The sequence below is a fragment of the Pseudescherichia sp. AS216 genome (assembly GCF_037152055.1).
GTDB lineage: Bacteria > Pseudomonadota > Gammaproteobacteria > Enterobacterales > Enterobacteriaceae > Pseudescherichia.
Genome location: NZ_JBBCMV010000032.1, coordinates 1 through 306, shown reverse-complemented (window position 1 = coordinate 306; position 306 = coordinate 1). Strand labels below are relative to the sequence as shown.

1 protein-coding gene and 1 rRNA gene are annotated in these 306 nt (G+C 51.3%); one reads left to right on the top strand and one right to left on the bottom strand.

The features are described 5' to 3' along the window. Positions 1 to 83 (top strand): 23S ribosomal RNA (locus WFN61_RS20790); the annotation flags it as partial. Here the strand turns inward: WFN61_RS20790 and WFN61_RS20785 are convergent. Then, on the bottom strand, positions 82 to 306 hold a 225-nt coding region (locus WFN61_RS20785), incomplete at its 5' end, for a hypothetical protein (protein WP_337039149.1). The genes WFN61_RS20790 and WFN61_RS20785 overlap by 2 nt on opposite strands.

Here is a 306-nt window from a genome sequence, read left to right as displayed (position 1 = left end):
GACGACGACGTTGATAGGCCGGGTGTGTAAGCGCAGCGATGCGTTGAGCTAACCGGTACTAATGAACCGTGAGGCTTAACCTTACAACGCCGAAGATGTTTTGGCGGATTTTAGAGACGACAAAATTGCCGGGAGCAATTTTGGACAGTGCGGAGCACTGGCCCCGAAGGGGTGAGCATCAGGATGATGCGAACAATTTTCAGCTGATACCAGAATTAAGTGCGCAATAATTTGCGCAGCAGCAAGGCGGCCAGTGAAGGAAAGGAAGGAGCATACTGAAGTATGTGACTGACTTTGCGAGCGCAG